General features: G+C 40.7%; 16 protein-coding genes. 10 read left to right on the top strand and 6 right to left on the bottom strand.

The window, feature by feature from the left end:
• Positions 1-59: 59 nt before the first annotated feature.
• The 4 genes from LG375_RS03585 to LG375_RS03570 form a co-directional block, all read right to left on the bottom strand.
• Positions 60-407 (bottom strand): DUF1831 domain-containing protein, encoded by a 348-nt coding sequence (locus LG375_RS03585; protein WP_002884733.1) that lies wholly within the window; start codon positions 405-407, stop codon positions 60-62.
• 1 nt (position 408) lies between these two features.
• Entirely contained in the window at positions 409-1521 is a 1113-nt protein-coding gene (locus LG375_RS03580) for a cysteine desulfurase family protein (RefSeq protein ID WP_225745312.1), read from the bottom strand.
• Positions 1522-1524: 3 nt separating this feature from the next.
• Positions 1525-2496, bottom strand: coding sequence for a ribose-phosphate diphosphokinase (locus LG375_RS03575; RefSeq protein WP_002886837.1), 972 nt, complete (start codon positions 2494-2496; stop codon positions 1525-1527).
• Between the two features lie 273 nt (positions 2497-2769).
• Positions 2770-3345 carry a CYTH domain-containing protein gene (locus LG375_RS03570; RefSeq protein WP_002886838.1) on the bottom strand — a complete coding sequence of 192 codons (576 nt, stop codon included), beginning with the start codon at positions 3343-3345 and terminating at the stop codon, positions 2770-2772.
• A 95-nt stretch (positions 3346-3440) separates the two neighbouring features.
• Here LG375_RS03570 and LG375_RS03565 point away from each other — a divergent pair, with 95 nt between their 5' ends.
• The 10 genes from LG375_RS03565 to LG375_RS03520 all read left to right on the top strand — a co-directional run bounded on the left by LG375_RS03565 (position 3441) and on the right by LG375_RS03520 (position 15670).
• Positions 3441-4115: a GTP pyrophosphokinase family protein gene (locus tag LG375_RS03565; RefSeq protein ID WP_014634828.1), complete on the top strand. Its 675-nt coding sequence runs from the start codon at positions 3441-3443 to the stop codon at positions 4113-4115.
• Positions 4087-4923 (top strand): NAD kinase, encoded by an 837-nt coding sequence (locus LG375_RS03560; RefSeq protein ID WP_225745311.1) that lies wholly within the window; start codon positions 4087-4089, stop codon positions 4921-4923. The genes LG375_RS03565 and LG375_RS03560 overlap by 29 nt, the downstream gene beginning before the upstream one ends.
• Complete coding sequence (locus LG375_RS03555) at positions 4920-5816, top strand: RluA family pseudouridine synthase (protein ID WP_002891441.1); 897 nt, start codon at positions 4920-4922, stop codon at positions 5814-5816. Before LG375_RS03560 ends, LG375_RS03555 begins: the two co-directional genes overlap by 4 nt.
• A 15-nt stretch (positions 5817-5831) precedes the next feature.
• Positions 5832-6815 carry a phosphate acetyltransferase gene (pta, locus tag LG375_RS03550; protein ID WP_037598296.1) on the top strand — a complete coding sequence of 328 codons (984 nt, stop codon included), beginning with the start codon at positions 5832-5834 and terminating at the stop codon, positions 6813-6815.
• 235 nt (positions 6816-7050) lie between these two features.
• Positions 7051-9021: a peptide ABC transporter substrate-binding protein gene (locus LG375_RS03545; RefSeq protein WP_183135800.1), complete on the top strand. Its 1971-nt coding sequence runs from the start codon at positions 7051-7053 to the stop codon at positions 9019-9021.
• Positions 9022-9202: 181 nt separating this feature from the next.
• Positions 9203-11173, top strand: coding sequence for a peptide ABC transporter substrate-binding protein (locus LG375_RS03540; RefSeq protein WP_225745310.1), 1971 nt, complete (start codon positions 9203-9205; stop codon positions 11171-11173).
• A gap of 60 nt (positions 11174-11233) precedes the next feature.
• Positions 11234-12727, top strand: coding sequence for an ABC transporter permease (locus tag LG375_RS03535; RefSeq protein ID WP_225745309.1), 1494 nt, complete (start codon positions 11234-11236; stop codon positions 12725-12727).
• Positions 12727-13653 (top strand): oligopeptide ABC transporter permease OppC, encoded by a 927-nt coding sequence (gene oppC / locus LG375_RS03530; protein ID WP_225745308.1) that lies wholly within the window; start codon positions 12727-12729, stop codon positions 13651-13653. Before LG375_RS03535 ends, oppC begins: the two co-directional genes overlap by 1 nt.
• Before the next feature lie 9 nt (positions 13654-13662).
• Positions 13663-14748: an ABC transporter ATP-binding protein gene (locus LG375_RS03525; RefSeq protein WP_002891435.1), complete on the top strand. Its 1086-nt coding sequence runs from the start codon at positions 13663-13665 to the stop codon at positions 14746-14748.
• Positions 14741-15670, top strand: a complete 930-nt coding sequence (locus tag LG375_RS03520) for an ATP-binding cassette domain-containing protein (RefSeq protein ID WP_225745307.1) — start codon at positions 14741-14743, stop codon at positions 15668-15670. Before LG375_RS03525 ends, LG375_RS03520 begins: the two co-directional genes overlap by 8 nt.
• A gap of 51 nt (positions 15671-15721) precedes the next feature.
• On the opposite strand, the gene LG375_RS03515 is transcribed toward LG375_RS03520, so the two are convergent.
• Both LG375_RS03515 and LG375_RS03510 read right to left on the bottom strand, forming a co-directional pair.
• Positions 15722-16507: a hypothetical protein gene (locus LG375_RS03515; protein ID WP_021143813.1), complete on the bottom strand. Its 786-nt coding sequence runs from the start codon at positions 16505-16507 to the stop codon at positions 15722-15724.
• An 11-nt stretch (positions 16508-16518) separates the two neighbouring features.
• Positions 16519-17217, bottom strand: coding sequence for an ABC transporter ATP-binding protein (locus LG375_RS03510; RefSeq protein WP_002884466.1), 699 nt, complete (start codon positions 17215-17217; stop codon positions 16519-16521).
• Positions 17218-17221 lie beyond the last annotated feature (4 nt).

Here is a 17221-nt window from a genome sequence, read left to right as displayed (position 1 = left end):
TGAGGCGATATAAAAAACCTATCACAAGGATAGGTTTTTTATATGTAGTAAGAAAAAATTTAGACTTCTTCTTGTTCGAAAACGTTACGGTCCACCAAACTCTGCATCAAGAAATAGAATTTCTCTTGCAAGATGTGATGATCTTCATTTTTAAAGATATTAACATTACGAAGGCCAGATTTGTCTGTAATTGACAATTTGAAACCAGTCAAGTCTTTGTTAATAGTGATTTTAAGTGGGAAACCTTCGCCTGAGTTAGGCACTTTTTCGAGAAGGCGGTGCAACTCGTAGTTTCCGATTTTATTTTGCACAAAAGTCGTATCACGTAGGGTGAATTTTTTGACATTAGGACTGATGGTGTAACGGTACTTACAGTCAGTCAAATGAATGCTTTTTTCAAATGCCATGTTAGTCTCCTATGATTTGATTAAGTTTTTCTGCTAGAGCTTGGAGTTCTTCAGCGGTATTTTCCTCTGATAAACTAATGCGAATAGCTGTTTTTAACTTGTCAGAATCCTTGCCATAGAGGGCTTGGATGACGTGGCTAGGGTCAACAGTTCCAGCAGTACAAGCAGAACCTGTTGAGACGGCAAAGCCAGCTAGGTCTAACAAGGTTAAGAGAGGGCCATTTTCCTTACCAGGAAAACTGATGTTGATGACGTGAGGTAGGCTAGATTCTCCACCATTAATTTCATAAGGAATGGTAAGGGTATCTAGAAAGACCTGACGAATCTTTTCAACATGCTGGTAATTGTCTTGGTAGTGGTCGCTAGCATGTTTGTAAGCAGCGGTCATACCTGCAATCCCGACCAAGTTTTCAGTACTAGCACGGCGTTTTTCTTCTTGCTCACCACCGTGGAGTAGGTTGTCAAAATGCAAATCGTTATGATAGAGCAAGCCGACACCTTTAGGTCCGTGGAATTTATGGGCACTAATAGAGAGAAAATCTGCTCCAAGTTCCTCTGGGTGAATAGGAAGTTTTCCTGCTACCTGAACGGCATCGACGTGGAAGGCAGCTTGGTGATTGGCAAGCAAGTCACCAATTTCCTTAATAGGAAGTAATTGGCCAGTCTCATTATTGGCATACATAACAGAAACCAGAATGGTATCGTCACGTAAGGCATCAGCGATTTGTTGGGCAGTAATGACTTGATTTTCTGGTTGAATATAGGTTACTTCAAAACCAAAACGCTCTTCCAAGTAGGCCATGGTGTGAAGGACAGAGTGGTGTTCAATAGCAGTTGTAATCAGGTGCTTACCTTTAGCTTGATTGGCTAGGGCGTAACCTTTGATAGCTGTATTGTTTCCTTCAGTCCCACCAGAAGTGAAAATAAGCTTACGAGCAGGGACTTCAAAGCGTTTGGCCAATTCTTCACGGGCTTCACGAAGTTCCTTAGAAGCCTGTCGACCGTAAGCATGGAGGCTGGATGGATTCCCAAAGGTTTCAGTCATGACATGTGTCATAGCTGAAATAGCAGCAGTATTTAAAGGAGTTGTTGCCGCATTGTCCAAATAAACCATAGCTTAGTCCTCGTTTGCAGTGTAAGCAAAGAGTGGGCTAAGTGGTTGACGTTCGAAAATACGAGTAGTAGCGTTAGCGATTAGCTTACTTGCTGAAATGTATTTAACGTTTGTAGGAACTTTTTCTTTAGTTGCAACTGAATCTGTCACCAAGATTTCTTTAATTGGAGCAGCGTTGAGGACTTCAGCAGCACCTCCTGCAAAGAGACCGTGACTAGCTACTGCATAGATGTCTTTAACGCCACCACGTTCAAGGATTTTAGCAGCTTCAGCAAACGTTTTACCAGTGTTAAGGATATCATCAACCAAGATTGCTGTTTTTCCTTCAACCTCACCGATGATGTAGCCTTCTTCACGTTCTGAATCATCTTGAGCGTAGTCAATGATAGCGATTGGTGCATCAAGGTAGTCCGCCAAGCTACGAGCACGTTTAACACCTGAGTTTTTAGGGCTAACAACGACAACATCACTTCCTGTGAATCCTTTTTTGTTGTAGTATTCAGCAAACAAAGGCATTGTGAAGAGGTTATCTACTGGGATATCGAAGAATCCTTGAACTTGGACAGCGTGAAGGTCAAGCGTCAAGAGACGATTGACACCAGCTTTAACTAGCATATTGGCAATCAATTTAGCAGTGATTGGTTCACGTGACGCAGCGATACGGTCTTGACGTGCATAACCAAAGTAAGGCATAACAACGTTGACAGAGTTAGCACTGGCACGTTTGCAGGCATCAATCATGATGAGCAATTCCCAAAGGTGGTCGTTAACAGGGTTGCTAGTAGATTGGATGATATAGATATCGTCCCCACGAACAGACTCTTCAATGTTGATCATGATTTCACCGTCAGAAAATTGACGTGAAGATACTTTACCAAGTGGCAATCCAGTAGCCTCAGCAATTTTTTCAGCAATTTCTGGGTTTGAGCTGAGCGAGAACAATTTCAATTGTGGGTTTGCTTTTTGATGTACCATGACGATGGTGACTCCTTTAAAAAAATAAGATGCTAAGCCCAGTTAGGGCTATTGTAATAAAACTACAGATAGTTCTATTTTAGCAAAAAGAAGCAGAAATTTCAGCCTTCAAAGTGTGGTATTAGTGAAAAATACCGAACCTTTGTTAGATAAAACGCCTTTGTATGCGTTTTTAGAGAAATCTATTACCCTCTGGAGTTCTAAATACTTGTGGTATTTGAAGCTGCATGTGTTTAAAATAAAAAAACAAGGAGCCAACTCCTTGTCAAAATTTTAGTCTTTGTCTCGTTTGAGGGTAGCTACAAAGCGTGCAACCTTACTCTTGGCATACTTAAAGTCAATATTATTTTCTTTAAGAAAGGCATCAAAGTCGTCTTTACCTTTCTCAGCATCCGAAACTTCTAGTTCAAGCTCGTAATCTTTCTTATCAGCATAGACATTGACATCAAGAGCCATGAGGCCGATGTTGGTCTGGTACTCGCGACGAGTTGTGGTCAAATGTCCGAGGATGGTTAGGTCCTCTAGTTTAACCCCACGTTCTAAAAGAATGGATTTGATTTGACAATCAGGAAAGTCCAGCGACTTAGTCAAAGCCTTAGCATCCGCACAATCCATGGTAACGTTGTACTCCATGTTCCCGACTTTTTCAGGGATTTTCAAGGTCAGCTCACCATGAGTGGGAAGTGTCCTAATGCGCAAAGACAACTTTTTATTTCTCATGTCACTCTGAGGAGTGTCGATGTAGTAGTTTGTTTGCGTAACAGGTGTCACATGGGAGAAAAGCATCGCTAAACGATTGTACTCGTCTTTGGTGAGTAGAGTCTTGTACTCTATCTCTAAATGGTTCATGTGTGTCCTCCCTTGTGCTTTCAAATGTGGTATAATATAACAGATTGTATTTATTTTATAAAAAACTAAAGCTTTTGACAAGGAGGAGTCCTATCTTGACCATGGATTGGGAAGAATTTCTAGACCCCTATATTCAGGCCGTAGGTGAGCTCAAAATCAAGCTCCGAGGCATTCGTAAACAATTTCGTAAGCAAAATCGTCACTCGCCTATTGAGTTTGTGACCGGACGTGTGAAGTCAGTGGCTTCCATTGAGGAGAAAATCGCCCTTCGTGGCCTTTCGATTGAAAATTTAGCTCAAGATATGCAGGATATCGCTGGTCTCCGAGTCATGGTCCAATTTGTCGATGATGTGGATGAGGTTTTGGCTTTGCTTCGTCATCGTAGTGATATGACTATTGTTTCAGAGCGAGACTATATCAGAAACCGTAAAAATTCGGGTTATCGCTCTTATCATGTTATTATCTCTTATCCCGTTGATACCATAGATGGTCGTAAGGAGATTCTTGCAGAGATTCAGATTAGGACTTTGGCCATGAACTTTTGGGCCACCATTGAACATTCCCTTAATTACAAGTATCAGGGGAATTTTCCTGAGGAGATTAAACTTCGCTTGGAAACTACGGCCCGCATGGCTTATGAGCTTGACGAAGAAATGCGGAAGATACGTGATGATATTAGAGAAGCCCAGTTGCTCTTTGATCCAATTAATAGAACTTTGAAGGATAGTGTAGGAAATAGTGATGACACAGATGAAGACCTCTTCGGATGAGATGAAGGTAGCTATTATTGCCAATGGCAAACCCCAAAGTAGGCGTGTTGCCTCGAAACTTTTTAATGCCTTTCGAGATGATCCTGATTTTTATTTGACCAAGAAAACTCCAGATGTGGTCATCTCAATTGGTGGTGATGGCATGTTGCTATCGGCCTTTCATATGTATGAAAAAGAGCTTGCGCGTGTGCGTTTTGTAGGGATTCACACGGGTCATTTAGGCTTTTATACGGATTATTTGGACAGTGAAGTGGATCAATTAATCGAGACGCTTCGAAAAGATAGTGGTGCAAAGATTTCTTACCCTCTTTTGAATGTCAAATTGACCCTGGCTGATGGTCGTTCTTTTACGTCGATTGCCCTCAATGAAGCAGCCATCAAGCGTAATGAGAAAACCATGGCAGCAGATGTTTGCCTTAATGATGTCTTGTTTGAGAGCTTCCGTGGAGATGGGTTGTCAGTGTCGACGCCTACAGGATCAACGGCCTACAATAAATCACTGGGTGGTGCGGTCCTTCATCCTACCATTGAAGCCTTGCAACTGACAGAGATTGCCAGTCTTAATAATCGTGTGTACCGGACCTTAGGAAGTCCCCTTATTGTGCCCAAGCATGAGAAGATTACTGTTTATCCTACCCGAATGGGAAGCTACACTCTATCCGTTGATAATAAAACCTATACCAACCGTAATGTGAAAAAGGTAGAATTTTCAATCGACCAACGTAAGATTTCCTTTGTGGCTAGTGCCAGTCACACAAGTTTCTGGGAACGCGTACGTGATTCCTTTATTGGAGACATGGAAGAATGAGATATGAATTTACCGTAGGACGTTCATGTCGAGTTAAGACCTTTTTGAAGGAGCATGATATTTCAAAAGGACTTCTGGCCAAGATTAAGTTTGAAGGTGGTCATATTTGGGTCAATGGCGAGGAGCAGTTTGCGACTTATCCTGTCCATGAAGGAGATGTGGTTGCCATTGAAATCCCTGACGAGGCACCGCATGAAACCTTGAAGCCAATTCCTTTTGACTTGGATATCGTCTATGAGGATGATAACTTCTTGGTGATTAACAAACCCTATGGCTATGCTAGTATTCCAAGTGTTAACCACGATAATACCATGGCTAATTTTGTCAAACATCATTTTGTCAGCAATAATTATCCCAACCAGCGTGTGCATATTGTGACACGTTTGGATAAGGACACCTCTGGTCTCATGCTGTTTGCTAAGCATGGTTACGCCCATGCTCGTATGGATAAACAGTTACAACAGAAGTCTATCAAGAAACATTACTATGCCTTGGTTGAAGGTGACACCAAACTTGAGAAGCAGGGTGAAATCATTGCACCGATTGCGCGTGATGAGGATTCCATTATCACACGTCGAGTCCATAAGTCGGGGAAATATGCCCACACTAGTTATCGTTTGGTAGGTGATTATGGTAGGGTTAAACTGGTTGATATCAATTTGCATACTGGGCGTACTCACCAGATTCGCGTCCACTTTGCCCACTTAGGCCTTCCCCTTTTGGGAGATGATCTTTATGGTGGTTCTCTAGACTATGGTATTGAGCGCCAGGCCTTGCATTGTCACCGTCTTTCATTTGTTGATCCTTTTACCAAAAAAGAGATGGTCCATGCATCTTCCTTGACAGATGATTTTGAAACCGTTATCATGAACTTACAAACTAAAAAAGATTGATTGAGGAATTTTTTTATGCGTAGTCTATTTGGTGAACTTCGTGAACATATTTTAGGGAAGGGTATTAAGATTGTTTTCCCTGAGGGTAACGACGACCGTGTGGTTCGTGCAGCAGCCCGTTTGAAATTTGAAGGATTGGTTGATCCTATTATTTTGGGAGACCCAGCAGAGGTTCACAAAATCTTGAACGATCTTGGTTTTGCAGACTTTAACTATACAATTATTAATCCTGAAACCTATGAAGATTTCGAGGAAATGAAGGAAAAATTTGTTGAAATCCGTAAAGGAAAAGCAACAATCGAAGATGCGGAAAAGTTGCTTCGTGATGTCAATTATTTTGGTGTTATGTTAGTTAAACTTGGTCTGGCTGATGGAATGGTTTCAGGTGCTATTCACTCAACAGCGGATACGGTACGTCCTGCCCTTCAAATTATCAAAACAAAACCTGGTATTTCTCGTACATCAGGTGTCTTCCTTATGAACCGTGAAAATACCGATCATCGCTTGATGTTTGCTGACTGTGCTATCAATATTGAACCAAATGCTCAAGAATTGGCAGAAATTGCAATTAATACTGCCGAAACAGCTAAAGTTTTTGGTATTGACCCTAAAGTGGCCATGCTTAGCTTCTCAACAAAAGGTTCTGCTAAATCGCCAAAAGTTGACAGGGTTGTTCAAGCAACAAATATTGCTAAAGAAATGCGTCCTGACTTGGCTATTGATGGGGAGTTGCAGTTCGATGCAGCATTTGTTCCAGCAACAGCGGCTATTAAGGCTCCAGATAGTGACGTAGCAGGACATGCTAATGTCTTTGTTTTCCCTGGCTTGCAAGCAGGTAACATTGGATATAAGATTGCCCAACGTTTGGGAATGTTCGAAGCTATCGGACCAATCTTACAAGGTCTTAATAAACCAGTAAACGATCTTTCTCGTGGTGCTAGTGCTGAAGACATTTATAATTTAGCGATTATCACAGCTGCTCAAGCTCTTAATAACTAATTTTGTCTCAAAAAAGAGGTCTGACCAAGGTGTTAGGCCTTTTTGTTTTATGCATGGCTGGTGATTAAAAATAAATCGATTAAAGTAGCTAGAAATCCAGGAAATACAATGGACTGTTGAGTTTTTCGTGTTTCATTATGTACTTTGCTTGTGCAAAATATTCTGAAAGTGACTGCTTTTCTTGATTATTTATGCTATAATGAAAGAGTAAAATTTTATTTTTTGGAGAAATCTTATGAAAAAAAGCAAATGGTTAGCCCTTGCGGGTGTCGCCCTTCTAAGTGTTGGTGTGTTAGCGGCTTGTTCTTCTAAGTCAAGTACTAGTGGAACGACTTATAGTTATATTTATAACTCAGATCCAGAATCCTTGGATTATATTACATCAAATACTGGACCAACTAAGACTGCTGTAACTAATGGTGTAGATGGTCTTATGGAAGCTGATAAATATGGGAACCTTGTTCCTTCAGTAGCTGAAGATTGGTCTGTGTCTCAAGATGGTTTGACTTATACTTATAAAATCCGTAAGGGTGTTAAATGGTATACTTCAGATGGTGAAGAGTATGCTGATGTGACTGCTAAGGACTTTGTGACTGGTCTTAAGCATGCGGCTGATGCCAAAGCTGGAGCCCTCTATTTGGTACAAGATTCTATTGCTGGATTGTCTGACTACCTTTCTGGTGCCAATAAAGATTTCTCAAATGTTGGCGTTAAAGCAATCGACGATTACACTCTGCAATACACACTTAAAAAACCGGAACCATACTGGAACTCTAAGACAACCTATGGTTTGCTCTTCCCAGTTAACGAAGACTTTCTTAAGAACAAAGGGAAAGATTTTGGTAAGTCAACGGACCCAACCTCTATCCTCTATAACGGTCCTTTCCTTCTTAAATCTTTGACAGCTAAATCATCTATCGAGTTGACTAAGAATGAGAATTATTGGGATAAGAAAAACGTGCATTTTGACTCTATCAAATTGTCATATTATGATGGATCGGATCAAGAATCACAAGAACGTAGTTTCTCTGACGGCGGTCTCAGCATTGCACGTGTCTTCCCTATGAGTTCAAACTATGCATCGGTAGGAAAGAAATATAAAGATAATATTTATTACACAGCACCAGGTGCATCTACATCGGCTATTGGTGTAAACATTGACCGCCAAAGCTATAAATTCTCAGCTAAGAAGACAGATGCTGAAAAGACATCAACTAAGAAGGCTCTTCTAAACAAAGACTTCCGTCAATCAATCAACTTCGCTATTGATCGTACTGCCTATCAATCACAAGTAAACGGTAAAGATGGCGCAGCTCTTGCTCTACGTAACCTTTTTGTTCCTTCTGATTTTGTCAGTGCAGGCGATAAGACCTTTGGTGATCTTGTGACAGCAAAAATGAGCTCTTATGGTGATGAGTGGTCTGGTGTTAACTTTGCAGATGGTCAAGACGGTCTCTACAATGCTGAAAAAGCTAAGGCTGAGTTTGCCAAAGCCAAAGAGGCTCTTCAAGGAGAAGGTGTTCAATTCCCAGTTCACTTAGACCTTCCAGTTGATCAAAGTTCTAAACTTAATGTTGCTCAAGCTCAATCTTTGAAACAAACCATTGAAAAATCATTGGGTAGCGAAAATGTTGTTATAGATATTAACCAATTGTCATCTGATGATATGCAAAATGCGACTCTTAATGCGGCAAATGCTGCAGCAGAAGACTGGGATATTTCTAACGGTGTGGTTTGGGGTCCAGACTATCAAGATCCATCAACTTATCTTGATATCTTCAAAACAACATCAAGTGAAAATACCAAGACTTTCATGGGTTATGATGATCCAAACAATGCAGCAGCAGCCCAAGTAGGTCTTAAAGATTATGATGCCTTGCTTGATTCAGCAGCCTCAGAAACAACAGACCTCAACGCTCGTTACGACCGTTATGCTCAAGCCCAAGCATGGTTGGAAGATAGCTCTCTTGTCATTCCATTGACTGTTGGTAACGGTGCAGCACCAGTTATCTCACGTTTGACACCATTTACGGGTGCTAGCATGCAGGTGGGTGATAAGAACTCATCAGACTACTTCAAATATGTGAAACCACAAGAAAAAGTAGTTACTAAGAAAGAATATGAACAAAGTCGTGAAAAATGGCTTAAAGAAAAGAAAGCATCTAACGAAAAAGCTCAAAAAGATCTTGAGAAACACGTTAAATAATATTCTTGAGGAGAAGGCAGTTAGCCTTTTTCTTTTGTCAAAAAAGGTGCGATTCCTAGTGTTCATAAGGGGTATAATTGTGAGAAAGTCAGTATAAGACAAAATATTCTGAAAATTGTACTCATCTTATTTTTTATGGTATAATGTAGGCATATAAAAAAAGATTTTTTGGAGAATGCTTATGAAAAAAAGTAAATGGTTGGCCCTTGCGGGTGTTTCCCTCCTAAGTGTTGGAGTTTTAGTGGCTTGTTCGTCAAAATCAAACACTTCAAGCAATACTTTTAACTATGTTTATAATGCTGATCCTGAGACATTGGACTACCTTATTTCCAATAAGGGTTCAACAATTGATGCTGTGACAAATGGTGTCGATGGTCTTTTGGAAAACGATAAATATGGTAACTTGGTACCTGCTATTGCCAAGGACTGGACTGTTTCAGCTGATGGTTTAACTTATACATACAAACTTCGTAAGGGAGTTAAATGGTATACTTCAGACGGTGAAGAGTATGCAGAAGTAACAGCTAAAGACTTCGTAACAGGTCTTAAGCATGCTGCTGATAAAAAGACAGAGTCAATTTACTTGGCAAAAGATTCTGTAGTAGGTCTTGCTGATTATTTCAATGGTACTGATAAAGACTTCTCTAAAGTTGGCGTTAAAGCACTTGATGATTACACTCTTCAGTACACACTTAAACAACCAGAACCTTACTGGAATTCTAAGATGACTTATTCTCTCTTCTGGCCTGTTAATGAAGAGTTCCTTAAGTCAAAAGGGGATAGCTTTGGTAAATCAACAGATCCATCATCTATCCTTTATAATGGTCCATACATCCTTAAGTCATTGACAGCTAAATCATCTATTGAGTTGGCTAAAAATGAAAACTACTGGGATAAGAAAAATGTCCACTATGATGGGGTGAAATTGTCATTTTTCGATGGCTCTGATCAAGAGGCTCAAGTCCGTAATTTCACTGATGGCGCCTATAGCCAAGCACGTATTTATCCAACAGGGTCGAACTTTGCCTCAGTAAAAAAACAATATAAAGATAATATTTTCTATACACAACCATCTGCTGATATTGTTGGTGTTGGTGTTAATATTGATCGTCAGTCTTACAACCATACATCTAAGAAGACTGATGCTGAGAAAGATTCAACTAAGAAAGCTCTTCTTAACAAGGACTTCCGCCAATCTATTAACTTCTCAATTAATCGTGAGTCATACTCAGCTCAAATTAATGGAGAAGAAGGGGGAGTTCTAGCTGTTCGTAACCTTCTTGTGAAACCTGATTTTGTTTATGCTGGTGACAAGTCATTTGGTGATTTGGTAACTGAAAAGATGGCTTCTTACGGTGACGAGTGGTCAGGTGTTAACCTTAAAGACAGTCAAGATGGTCTCTTCAACGCTGATAAGGCTAAGACTGAATTTAACAAGGCTAAGGAAGCCCTCCAAGCACAAGGTGTTCAATTCCCAATTCACTTAGATATGCCAGTTGACCAAACAGCAAAGACAAAGGTGGCTCGTGCACAGTCTTTGAAACAATCTGTTGAAGAGACACTCGGTAAAGAAAATGTTGTGGTTGACCTCAACCAAATGTCTCAAGATGACCTGTTGAACGCAACTCTTTCTGCTCCTAATGCAGCAGCAGAAGACTGGGATATTACTGACTCAGTTGCTTGGGCACCTGACTATGAAGACCCATCAACATACCTTGATATCTTCAAGACAACAGCTAGTGAGAACACAAAAACTTACATGGGATTTGACGATCCTAACAATGCAGCAGCAGCTCAAGTTGGTCTTAAAGACTTTGATGCTTTGGTTGATAATGCAGCTAAAGAAACAAGCGATCTCAACGTACGTTATGAACGTTATGCAGAGGCACAAGCTTGGTTGGAAGATAGCTCACTCTTCATGCCACTTATGGTTAACAAGGGTGCTGCTCCAATGGTAGCTCGTTTGACACCATTCTCAGGTGCTTACTCTCAAGTAGGACCTAAGGGTTCTGACAGATACTTCAAGTACCTTGAGCCTCAAAAAGATGTTGTCACTAAGAAAAACTATGATAAAGCCCGTGAAAGCTGGCTTAAAGAAAAGTCTAAGTCCAACGAAAAAGCTCAAAAAGACCTTGAGAAACACGTTAAATAAAAGGACGATGGAACTTTCTCATTAGATTGGGAAAGTTCTTTTGGAATTAAAGGAAGAGACATGAAAAAATACATTTTATTGAGAACCCTCCGTTCTCTATTGTCAATATTTGTCGTGACGGCCTTGACCTACACGATTATCTATACCATGGTGCCGAGGCGTCTGATTTTCAGACAGGACCCTAACTACAACAAGATTGCTAAGACAGCTGATTCTAAGGCTAACTATGAAAATACAATCTATGAACGTATGGGTTACATTGATTACTATGACACCAAGGAGTTGCAGGAGAAAGCTAGCTCCCTTGATAAGTCAGTAACCACTAAGCCAACAAAAGAAAATAAAGCTATTTACCAAAAATATGTGGATAGTTTAGGACATGGCTGGCGTTTGCATCAATTCAAGCAAAGTAAACAATTCTATGCAACACGTGATGTTCCAGTGCTTGAACGTGTGTTTGGCTTCTATACGCACCTCTTTGAATTTGACAATACTGGATGGGTTAAAGATAAAACAAATCCAAACTTGAAGCGTTACATCCGTATTGAAAATGATCCAGCTATCGGTTGGTCAGTTGTCGGTTCAGGAACTAAGCATAAATATTTGCTTTACTTTAACGGTCAGTTCCCATTTGTTCACCAAAACTTTGTGAAGATGAACCTTGGTACCTCTTACCCAACTTATGCTGAGCAAGGTGTTCTTGATGTTATTACGCAAGGACAAGGGCAAACACAAAGCTCTGAGGTCAACTTCCCTACTGGTAAGAAAGTATCTTCAGTAGATATCTACTCTCGTACTTATAAATCACCAAGTCAGGCTGATGCTAGGGATCGTTCTTACTATGGTGACGACCCTTACACAGCTACTAAGAGTCGCTACCAGTACCCATCAATGGTGACAAGTTCTGCCATTGCTGGTTTGATTGGTTTGGTCTTGTCTTATGCTTTGGCAATTCCATTGGGATCATACATGGCACGCTTTAAAAATACACTCTTTGATAGTATTTCAACTGGTGTCTTGACTTTCTTGCTCTCACTACCAACCATCGCCTTGGTTTATATCATTCGTTTGATTGGTTCTGAGATTGGTCTTCCAGATTCCTTCCCTATCTTGGGTGCGGGTGACTGGCGTTCATACGTCTTGCCATCTGTTATTCTCGGTCTTTTGTCTACACCAGGTCTTGCCATTTGGATTCGTCGTTACATGATTGACTTGCAGTCACAAGACTTCGTTCGTTTTGCACGTGCCAAAGGGTTGTCAGAACAAGAAATTTCGAATAAACACATTTTCAAAAATGCTATGGTTTCCTTGGTTTCAGGGATCCCAGCATCTATCGTTAGTGTTATCACAGGGGCAACCTTGACAGAAACAATCTTTGCCTACCCTGGTATGGGTAAAATGTTGATTGACTCTGTCCGTGCTTCAAATAACGCTATGGTTGTGGGTCTTGTATTTATTTTCACAGCCCTCACCATCTTCTCATTGCTTGTGGGTGATATCCTTATGACTATGATTGACCCACGTATCAAATTGACATCTAAAGGAGGTAAATAATGGCTTCAATTGATAAAAGTAAGTTCCAATTTGTAAAGCGCGATGATTTTGCCTCTGAAACAATTGATGCACCAGCCTATTCTTACTGGAAATCGGTGATGCGTCAGTTCTTCAAGAAGAAATCAACAGTAGTAATGTTGGGTATCTTGATTGCCATCGTTTTGATGAGTTTCATCTATCCAATGTTCTCTAAATTTGACTTCAATGATGTCTCAAAAGTAAATGATTTCAGTTTGCGTTATGTACATCCAAACGCTCAATACTGGTTCGGTACGGACAGTAATGGTAAGTCCCTCTTCGATAGTGTTTGGTTTGGAGCTCGTAATTCTATCCTTATTGCTGTTATCGCTACCTTCCTTAACGTTGTTATTGGTGTGCTTGTAGGTGCTGTTTGGGGGATTTCTAAGACCTTCGATATGATTATGATGGAAATCTACAACATCATCTCAAATATTCCTGCCCTCCTTGTAGTTATCGTCTTGACTTACTCATTGGGTGCTGGTTTCTGGAATATGATCTTTGCCATGACTGTTACAGGGTGGATTGGTATTGCCTATACTATCCGTATTCAAATCATGCGTTACCGTGATTTGGAGTATAACTTGGCTTCTCGTACATTGGGAACACCAACCCCTAAGATTGTGGTTAAAAACATCATGCCACAACTAGTGTCAGTTATCGTAACTATGGCTAGTCAGCTCTTGCCAGGATTTATCTCTTACGAAGCCTTCCTTTCATACTTTGGTTTAGGGCTTCCTGTTACGACGCCTAGTCTTGGTCGTTTGATTTCAGACTATGCACAGAACGTTACAGTCAATGCTTATCTCTTCTGGATTCCATTGACTACCTTGATCCTCGTTTCCCTTGCTCTCTTTATTGTCGGTCAAAACTTGGCGGATGCCAGCGACCCACGTACGCATAGATAGGAGTCCAATATGACAGAAAATAAAAATGTAATATTATCGGCTCGCGATATCGTCGTGGAATTTGACGTTCGTGACCGTGTTTTGACAGCCATTCGAGGAGTTTCCCTTGATTTGGTTGAAGGTGAAGTTTTAGCCTTGGTTGGTGAGTCTGGTTCAGGTAAATCAGTTTTGACTAAGACTTTCACAGGGATGCTTGAAGAAAATGGTCGTGTCGCTAGTGGTTCAATTGATTATCGCGGTCAAGATTTGACTAAGCTTAAGAGTCACCAAGATTGGGCATCTATTCGTGGGGCTAAGATTGCAACTATCTTCCAAGATCCTATGACCAGTCTTGACCCAATTAAGACTATCGGTAGCCAAATTGTTGAAGTCATTGTCAAACACCAAGGAAAATCAGCCAAAGAAGCTAAAAAAATGGCCATTGATTACATGGACAAGGTTGGTATTCCTGATGCTGAAAAACGTTTCAATGAGTATCCTTTCCAATACTCTGGTGGGATGCGTCAACGTATCGTTATTGCCATTGCCTTGGCTTGTCATCCGGATGTCCTTATCTGTGACGAACCAACAACTGCCCTTGATGTGACCATTCAAGCTCAAATCATCGACCTCTTGAAATCACTCAAAGAGGAGTACGGTTTCTCAGTGATTTTCATTACCCATGACCTTGGTGTGGTAGCAAGTATCGCTGATAAGGTTGCTGTTATGTATGCTGGTGAAATCATTGAATACGCAACTGTTGAGGAAATTTTCTATGAGCCTTGTCATCCATACACGTGGAGCTTGCTTTCAAGCTTGCCACAGTTGGCTGATGATAAGGGTGAGCTTTTCTCAATTCCAGGGACACCACCATCACTTTATACACCAGTTGTTGGGGATGCCTTTGCCTTGCGTTCAGACTATGCTATGCAGATTGACTTCGAGGAAAAAGCACCACAATTCCAAGTTTCAGATACTCACTGGGCTAAGACCTGGCTCTTACATGAGGATGCACCAAAAGTTGAAAAACCTGCGGTTATCCAAAATCTACATGAAAAAATCCGTGCTAATATGGGGTTTGCACATTTAGGAGATGAGGAGGAAGGCAATGCCTGAGAAGTTAGTTGAAGTAAAAGATGTGGAGATTTCCTTCGGTGAAGGAAGCAAGAAATTCGTTGCTGTCCACAATGCTAATTTTTTCATCAACAAGGGTGAAACCTTTTCCCTCGTTGGTGAGTCTGGTAGTGGTAAAACCACTATCGGGCGTGCCATTATTGGTCTAAATGATACAAGTAATGGTGAGATTATTTTTGACGGTAAGAAAATCAATGGACACTTGTCTCACTCTGAGAAAAACGACCTTATCCGTCGTATCCAGATGATTTTCCAAGACCCTGCGGCTAGTTTGAATGAACGTGCAACAGTCGATTATATCTTGTCTGAGGGCTTGCATAACTTCCATCTCTATAAGGATGAGGAAGATCGTAAAGCTAAAATCAAGAAAATCATCAAAGAAGTGGGACTTCTTGAGGAGCACTTGACACGTTACCCTCACGAATTTTCTGGGGGACAACGTCAACGTATTGGGATTGCACGTTCCTTGGTCATGCAACCGGACTTGGTCATCGCTGACGAACCAATCTCAGCCCTTGACGTGTCAGTCCGTGCCCAAGTTTTGAACTTGCTTAAGAAATTCCAAAAAGAGTTGGGATTGACTTACCTCTTTATCGCTCACGACTTGTCAGTGGTCCGTTTCATTTCTGACCGTATCGCTGTTATCTACAAGGGCACAATCGTGGAAGTTGCTGATACAGAAGAACTCTACAACAATCCTATCCACCCTTACACCAAGTCACTCTTGTCCGCTGTTCCTATTCCAGACCCAATCTTGGAACGTAAGAAAGTCTTGAAGGTTTATGATCCAAACCAACACGACTATTCTGTTGATAAACCAGAAATGGTTGAAGTACGTCCAGGACACTTTGTTTGGGGTAACAAGGCCGAAATCGAGACTTATCGTAAAGAACAAAGTAAATAAGTCTTTTCAATGCAAAAAAAAATCGTGTTCCAGAAGGAACACGGTTTTTCTTTAGTCTAAATTTAAGCGTTTGGTCATGATATAGTAGGTACCAAAGTAACTTGCTGCGATGAGAATGAGAGACTGAACTAGACTAATGATATATGACGAGTTATTAATTGCAGTATATGTTGCATCTCCGGTCAAGGCTGCACCGAGTCCAAAGAAGAAACCAATAAAGAATAGGATAGCCTGAATGGCGAAAAAGGCGACAAATCCCATAAGAACTTTGTTAGTGTTGAAGAGATTTCCGATACTAATACAGAGGTAATAGAAAAGGATACCAGCAATCATTGACAAGATTGTAGAAGGGATGAAGAGGTAGAAAGCGCCTATCTCTTTTAGGATCTGGCCAAAGTAGCTGGTAGCTAGTAGGATATCTTTCATATCAAGGCAGAAAGCAGCTATAATTCCAATCGAAAGGAGTATAACGAGTGATGAAATGATATCTAAAATAAAGGCTACCAAGAGTTTAGACAAGATTAATTGGTGAGCAGAAACTGGGAGCGTATTGGTTAGATAACCTTCTCTCCCAAAGACAGTCTTTGCAAAGCGTCTGACAATGAGGACTATTGTCGCTATATAAATGGTTCCCCATACGATAATGGTAGCAAAAACCATCAGTGTGAAGAAAGCAAAGAAGAGTAGACTAGGTTCTTGGTGGCTCTGTTCAGTTACAAAAATAGATTTTCGAAGCATTAAACCCAAGGGGATAGAAAGTAGGATGGCAATACCATAGATGCCAAGATACCATTTACGGACCGATTGTAATTCATATTTAACTAATTTCCAAAACATGCTCATACCTCCTAGTTGTGGAACATCTCTCTAAAGAGTTTGTCGATAGATTTGCCATGGGCTTGACGGATATTATCAGCATCACCCTGAAGTTCAATCTGACCGTATTTTAAGAAGACAACTTCATCTAGGACGGATTCAATATCTGCAATCAAATGGGTTGAAATGATAACAGAAGCATCTTCAGAGTATTGGTTGATGATGGTTTTAAGGATGTAGTCACGTGACGCGGGATCGACCCCACCGATAGGTTCATCGAGGAGATAGAGTTTAGCTTCACGACTCATAACCAAAATCAACTGAACTTTTTCTTTGTTACCTTTTGAAAGGTCTTTAAGGCGCAAATCAGGCTGGAGCTTTAGATCTTGCAAGAGTTGCAAGGCAAGAGGATAGCGGAAGTCAGCATAGAAATCTTGGAAGAAATCCAAGTAGTACTGTATTGTCTTACTTTCATCTAAATAGGTTGTGTCAGGCAAATAAGCCACTTGCGCCTTAGTGATAGGTGACGGCTGAAATCCATTAATGGTCACTAAACCTGAAGTCGGTTGAAGGAGGCCGTTCAAAATTTTGATTAGTGTTGTTTTACCACTACCGTTTGGTCCTAAGAGACCAATGATTTTACCAGAAGGGATGGACATGGTCACATCTCTAAGGGCTGGAATACCATTATAGGTCTTGGTGAGATTTGTTAGAGTTACAATATCAGTCATCGGT

This window comes from Streptococcus sp. Marseille-Q3604 (assembly GCF_916619785.1).
Taxonomy (GTDB): Bacteria; Bacillota; Bacilli; order Lactobacillales; family Streptococcaceae; genus Streptococcus.
Note: the sequence above shows the minus strand (reverse complement) of the source record. Positions and strands in the feature narration are given on the sequence as shown.

Bases quoted from the DNA above. Each gene is read 5' to 3' on its own strand.
- LG375_RS03525 (WP_002891435.1), top strand. From the start codon at position 13,663: ATGACAGAAAATAAAAATGTAATATTATCGGCTCGCGATATCGTCGTG.
- LG375_RS03575 (WP_002886837.1), bottom strand. From the start codon at position 2,496: ATGGTACATCAAAAAGCAAACCCACAATTGAAATTGTTCTCGCTCAGC.
- pta (WP_037598296.1), top strand. From the start codon at position 5,832: ATGCGTAGTCTATTTGGTGAACTTCGTGAACATATTTTAGGGAAGGGT.
- LG375_RS03540 (WP_225745310.1), top strand. From the start codon at position 9,203: ATGAAAAAAAGTAAATGGTTGGCCCTTGCGGGTGTTTCCCTCCTAAGT.
- LG375_RS03555 (WP_002891441.1), top strand. From the start codon at position 4,920: ATGAGATATGAATTTACCGTAGGACGTTCATGTCGAGTTAAGACCTTT.
- LG375_RS03580 (WP_225745312.1), bottom strand. From the start codon at position 1,521: ATGGTTTATTTGGACAATGCGGCAACAACTCCTTTAAATACTGCTGCT.
- LG375_RS03510 (WP_002884466.1), bottom strand. From the start codon at position 17,217: ATGACTGATATTGTAACTCTAACAAATCTCACCAAGACCTATAATGGT.
- LG375_RS03560 (WP_225745311.1), top strand. From the start codon at position 4,087: ATGACACAGATGAAGACCTCTTCGGATGAGATGAAGGTAGCTATTATT.
- LG375_RS03545 (WP_183135800.1), top strand. From the start codon at position 7,051: ATGAAAAAAAGCAAATGGTTAGCCCTTGCGGGTGTCGCCCTTCTAAGT.
- LG375_RS03535 (WP_225745309.1), top strand. From the start codon at position 11,234: ATGAAAAAATACATTTTATTGAGAACCCTCCGTTCTCTATTGTCAATA.
- oppC (WP_225745308.1), top strand. From the start codon at position 12,727: ATGGCTTCAATTGATAAAAGTAAGTTCCAATTTGTAAAGCGCGATGAT.
- LG375_RS03520 (WP_225745307.1), top strand. From the start codon at position 14,741: ATGCCTGAGAAGTTAGTTGAAGTAAAAGATGTGGAGATTTCCTTCGGT.
- LG375_RS03515 (WP_021143813.1), bottom strand. From the start codon at position 16,507: ATGTTTTGGAAATTAGTTAAATATGAATTACAATCGGTCCGTAAATGG.
- LG375_RS03570 (WP_002886838.1), bottom strand. From the start codon at position 3,345: ATGAACCATTTAGAGATAGAGTACAAGACTCTACTCACCAAAGACGAG.
- LG375_RS03585 (WP_002884733.1), bottom strand. From the start codon at position 407: ATGGCATTTGAAAAAAGCATTCATTTGACTGACTGTAAGTACCGTTAC.